The sequence below is a fragment of the Streptomyces sp. NPDC003011 genome (assembly GCF_053591515.1).
This window is the reverse complement of the sequence record NZ_JBSFTY010000171.1, coordinates 1-4,591: the sequence shown is the minus strand read 5'-3', so window position 1 is coordinate 4,591 and position 4,591 is coordinate 1. Positions and strand designations below refer to the sequence as shown.

Genomic DNA, 4,591 nt, shown 5'->3' with positions numbered 1-4,591 from the left:
CAGCAGCGACACGCTCACCGTGACCGTCGGCAACGCGGCCCCGGTGATCACCTCGGCCGAGGGGCCCACGGCCCCGGTGTCCGTCGGCGGGAGCGCCCCGACGGAAGGCACCACGCCGGCCGAACTGCAGGCCGCCGCAGCCGACTTCACCTGGCTGTTGAATCGCTTCGCCACCGAGACGGCGGGCGTCGTCGACGCCATCGCCGTGTCCTCCGACGGCCTGCTCATCGCCGTGTCCGAGCTGCGTGAGCACGCCGACTCCGAACGCCTCGCCGCGATCGTCTCCGGCATCACCAGCCTGGCCGCCGGGGCCTCCGGCAACTACGGCCTGGGCGGCCTCAACAAGGTCATCATCGACCTGGAGGGCGGCCATGTCCTGGTCTCCGCGATCGGCAGCGGAGCCGTCCTCGGCGTCGTCACCGACAAGGAGGCCAAGCTCGGCAACATCGCGTACGAGATGACGCTGTTCGCCAACCGTGCCGGTGCCGCGCTCAGTCCGCAGCTCGTGCTCGAACTGAAGAACAGCGTCGGCGCCGCGTCGAAGCGCTGACCGGGCGCCGCCCGGCCGAGGAGGAAGACACAAGCCATGGCGGACGGCCGCACTCACGCACGTGCCGGCGAGGACGGCACCGCGCTCCCGGGCCCGGACCCGGCCGGGCCCGTTCCCGCCGTACGGCCGTTCCTGGTCACCGCCGGCCGGGTGGCGCCCAGCGCGAACGGCCGGACGATGCCCGTCGAGACCCAGGTGGTGGCCACCGCCGAGGGACTCGGCGTCCTCGACGACCTGTCCTTCGAACAGCACGACATCGTCGCCGCCTGCCGGCAGCCGCAGTCCATCGCGGAGATCGCGGCCCGGTTGCGGCTGCACCTGAACGTGGTCCGCGTCCTCGCCGAGGACCTGCGCACGGCCGGGCAGTTGACGGTGCACGTGCCCGACTCCGGCGCCACGCACGACTCGTCCGTCCTGCGAAGGGTTATCGATGGTCTCCGCGCCATCCCCGACTCCCGAGGGGTTCTCCGTGACACCGACTGAACCGGCCACCCTCCCCCAGGGTCTCGGCACCACCCGGCCCGGGGGGACCCCCGCCGGGGCCGCGCAGGCCGCCGTCAGACCGCCCCTGCCCGTCAAGATGGTGATCGCGGGCGGTTTCGGGGTGGGCAAGACCACCGCGGTCGGTTCGATCTCCGAGATCGAACCGCTGACCACCGAGGCCGCGATCACCGAGGTCGCGGCGGGCGTGGACGACCTCAGCCACACGCCGCGCAAGACCACCACCACGGTCGCCATGGACTTCGGCTGCATCACCATCGACCCGACGCTGAAGCTGTACCTGTTCGGCACGCCCGGCCAGGAGCGGTTCGGGTTCATGTGGGACGACATCGTCGAGGGCGCGGTCGGCGGGCTCGTCATCGTGGACACGCGCCGCCTCGACGACTGCTACGCGGCCGTCGACTACTTCGAGCACCAGCGGATCCCGTTCGCGGTGGCCGTCAACGCCTTCGACGGGCACGTCGAGCACACCCTGGACGAGGTCCGCTGGGCGCTCGATGTCAGCGACCACGTCCCGGTGGTGGTGTTCGACGCCCGTGAGCGCGGCTCGGTGCGCGACGCCCTGCTCGTCGTACTGGAACAGGCGCTGGCCCGCACCGAGGCGTGACCGGCACGGGGCGGGCCCGGGGCGACGGAGAAGTCCGCCCCGGGCCCGCCCCCGTGCCGTCAGCTGCCGCGGCGTACCCCGGGGGACACCGCGATCCGGTTCACCGCCCAGAAGATCCCGAGCGTCACCAGCGCCATCACGGCGGTCAGGGTGGCGCCGCCCACGACCTTCTCGTAGTCACGCTGGTAGAGACCGTCGACGATGTACCGGCCGAGGCCGCCGAGGGAGACGTACGCGGCGATGGTGGCCGTGGAGACGATCTGGATGGCCGCCGAGCGCAGGCCGCTGAGGATCAGCGGGAGGGCCACCGGCAGCTCCACCTGGAACAGGATCCGGGACTCGTGCATGCCCATGCCGCGGGCCGCGTCCACCGGGGACGGGTCGACGGAGCGCATCGCCTCGTAGGTGGTGACCAGGATCGGCGGGATGGCGAGGACGACCAGCGGGATCATCACCGGCAGCAGGCCGAGCCCGAGGATGACGAACATCAGCACCAGCAGACCGAAGCTGGGCAGGGCGCGGGCGGCGGTGGCGATGAACGCCAGCGCGTTGCCGCCGCGGCCGGTGTGCCCGGTCAGCAGGCCGACGGGCAGGCCGATGGCGGCGGCGACGGCGAGGGCCAGCAGGGAGTAACCGACGTGCTCGGCCAGCCGGGTGGGGATGCCGTCGTAGCCCTTCCAGTGGGCGCTGTCGCTGAAGAACGCGTTCATGAAGTGCAGCAGGTTCACTTGACCGCGTCCTCCAGGGCGAGCGTGGCCGGTTCGGGCCGGGACGCGGACGCCCGCGTCCTCGTGCGGCGGCCGCTCGGCATCCAGGGCGTCAGCAGCGTCCGCAGGCCCACCAGCAGGACGTCCAGCACGATCGCCAGGACGGCCGTGGTGACCACGGAGTTCACGGCCAGTTCGGGCCGGTGGTAGAACATCGCGTCGGCGAGCAGGTTGCCGAGCGCGCCCTGGTTGCCGATCAGCGTGCCGACGCTGACCAGGGAGACGCTCGACACGACCGCGATGCGCAGGCCGGCGATGATGGCGGGCACGGCGATCGGCAACTGCACCTGGGCGTAGCGGCGTACGGGCCCGAAGCCCATGGCGGTCGCGGCGGCCAGCGTCTCCTGCGGCACCGACCGCACGCCGTCCACGATGGCCGGGACCAGCACCACCAGGCTGTAGACGGTGAGCGGGATCATCACGGTGAGCTCGGTCTGGCCGGTGTAGTCGATGAGGACGACGAAGAAGGCCAGTGAGGGGATGGCGTACAGCACGGTCGTCACCCACAGCACGGGCGGGTACAACCAGCGGAAGCGCACGCACAGTTGGGCGATCGGCAGCGCGAGCACCAGTCCGGCCAGGACCGGCAGCAGCGCCTCGCGCAGGTGCAGGCCGATGAGGCCGAGCCAGCTGTGCTGAAGGTCGCTGGGGATGTCGAAGAAGCCGTTCACCGGGCGGCCTTCGCGGCCAAGCCGTCGACGCGGCCGCCGGCCTCGCCCGTACGGACGTCCGCGTGGGCGCCGCGGATCGCCTCGCCGATGCTCTGCTGGGAGACCACCCCGGCGGCCCGGCCCTCGGCGTCGACGGCGACGGCCCAGCCGGTGGGCGAGAGCACCGCGCAGTCGAGCGCGGCCCGCAGCGAGTCGGTCCCGGCGACGAACGGCCGCCCGTGGGACAGCAGTCGCTCCGGTCTGATGTCTCCGGCGCTCAGGTCCTGCGGCGCGCTCCAGCCGAGCGGCCTGCCGGCGAGGTCCGTGACGAGGAGGTAGGGGGCGCCGGCCGTGGCGCGGGCGGCGATCTGCCCGGCGGTGGAGTCGATCGCGACGATCGGCGCGGTCAGCAGTTCCAGGCCGGCGGAGGGGAAGAAGGACAGCCGCCGGATACCGCGGTCCGCGCCGAGGAAGTCCTCCACGAAGGCGTCGGCCGGGCGGGACAACAGCTCGGCGGGCGGCGCGAACTGGGCGAGTTTGCCCCCGGTGCGCATCACGGCGACCATCGTGCCGATCTTGACGGCCTCGTCGATGTCATGGGTGACGAAGACGATCGTCTTGCCCAACTCGTCCTGGATCCGCAGGAGTTCGTCCTGGAGACCCTTGCGGACCACCGGGTCGACGGCGGAGAACGGCTCGTCCATCAGCAGTACCGGCGGATCGGCGGCGAGGGCCCGCGCGACCCCGACGCGCTGCTGCTGCCCGCCGGACAGCTGGTAGGGGTACCGCTTGGCGAGCGCCGCGTCCAGGCCCACCCGTTCCATCAGCTCCCGGGCCCGCGCCCGCGCCTTCTCCTTGCCCCAGCCGAGCATGCGGGGCACGGTGGCGATGTTGTCGATGATCGTGCGGTGCTGGAAGAGACCGGCGTTCTGGATGACGTATCCCATGGACCGGCGCAGTGTGTTGACGGGCTGCTTCTGGACGTCCTCGCCGTCGAGGAGGATGGTGCCCTCGCTCGGCTCGACCATCCGGTTGATCATGCGCAGGGTCGTCGTCTTCCCGCAGCCCGACGGCCCGACCAGGACGGTGATCGAGCGGTCGGGAATCTCCAGCGAGAGCCGGTCGACCGCCACCGTGCCGTCCGGGTATCGCTTGGTGACTGCATCTATCCGTATCAAAACGCCGAATACCCTTCGGGTCTGGCAGGAGTTGCCCGGTTTCGGCCAGTGGTGCGGGCCGTTGGGGGGAGAGTCTAGACGGCTTGTGGTGCGGCGACTCGCCGGACGAGGGCGCCGGAGGCGGCCCCGCTGTGGACCGCCTGTGAGTCCGCTGATTCTCACCTCGTCCTCAGGACGCGCTCAGGGATCCCCCAGAGACCGCCCGGATGGTCACTGACATCACTGTGGGACCACCGCCCGGAGCACCTGGAGTACGTGTCATGACGACCCTCGCCCCACCGCCCGCGCCGACCGCCCCGGACGGCGGGCGCCGCCACCACGCGGCCCCGACGGCCGGC

Annotated in this window: 6 protein-coding genes; 3 read left to right on the top strand and 3 right to left on the bottom strand. The window is 71.7% G+C overall.

Going from position 1 to position 4,591, the window contains the following annotated elements; all coding sequences use genetic code 11:
* Positions 1–76 precede the first annotated feature (76 nt).
* From ACWD0J_RS40950 to ACWD0J_RS40940, 3 genes are read left to right on the top strand one after another with little or no spacing between them, the layout of a single operon-like run.
* A complete protein-coding gene (locus tag ACWD0J_RS40950; protein WP_451500952.1) occupies positions 77–550 on the top strand; it encodes a roadblock/LC7 domain-containing protein in 474 nt (157 codons plus the stop codon).
* Between the two features lie 36 nt (positions 551–586).
* The gene (locus ACWD0J_RS40945; RefSeq protein ID WP_451500951.1) at positions 587–1,033 is read left to right on the top strand and encodes a DUF742 domain-containing protein; all 447 of its coding nucleotides are present in this window, start codon (positions 587–589) and stop codon (positions 1,031–1,033) included.
* Entirely contained in the window at positions 1,020–1,658 is a 639-nt protein-coding gene (locus ACWD0J_RS40940) for a GTP-binding protein (RefSeq protein WP_451500950.1), read from the top strand. The genes ACWD0J_RS40945 and ACWD0J_RS40940 overlap by 14 nt, the downstream gene beginning before the upstream one ends.
* A 59-nt stretch (positions 1,659–1,717) precedes the next feature.
* Here ACWD0J_RS40940 and ACWD0J_RS40935 read toward each other — a convergent pair whose 3' ends face one another.
* From ACWD0J_RS40935 to ACWD0J_RS40925, 3 genes are read right to left on the bottom strand one after another with little or no spacing between them, the layout of a single operon-like run.
* Entirely contained in the window at positions 1,718–2,386 is a 669-nt protein-coding gene (locus ACWD0J_RS40935; RefSeq protein WP_451500949.1) for an ABC transporter permease, read from the bottom strand.
* Positions 2,383–3,096 carry an ABC transporter permease gene (locus ACWD0J_RS40930; protein ID WP_451500948.1) on the bottom strand — a complete coding sequence of 238 codons (714 nt, stop codon included), beginning with the start codon at positions 3,094–3,096 and terminating at the stop codon, positions 2,383–2,385. Before ACWD0J_RS40930 ends, ACWD0J_RS40935 begins: the two co-directional genes overlap by 4 nt.
* On the bottom strand, positions 3,093–4,253 hold the full coding sequence (locus ACWD0J_RS40925) for an ABC transporter ATP-binding protein (RefSeq protein ID WP_451500947.1): 1,161 nt from the start codon (positions 4,251–4,253) through the stop codon (positions 3,093–3,095). Before ACWD0J_RS40925 ends, ACWD0J_RS40930 begins: the two co-directional genes overlap by 4 nt.
* Positions 4,254–4,591 lie beyond the last annotated feature (338 nt).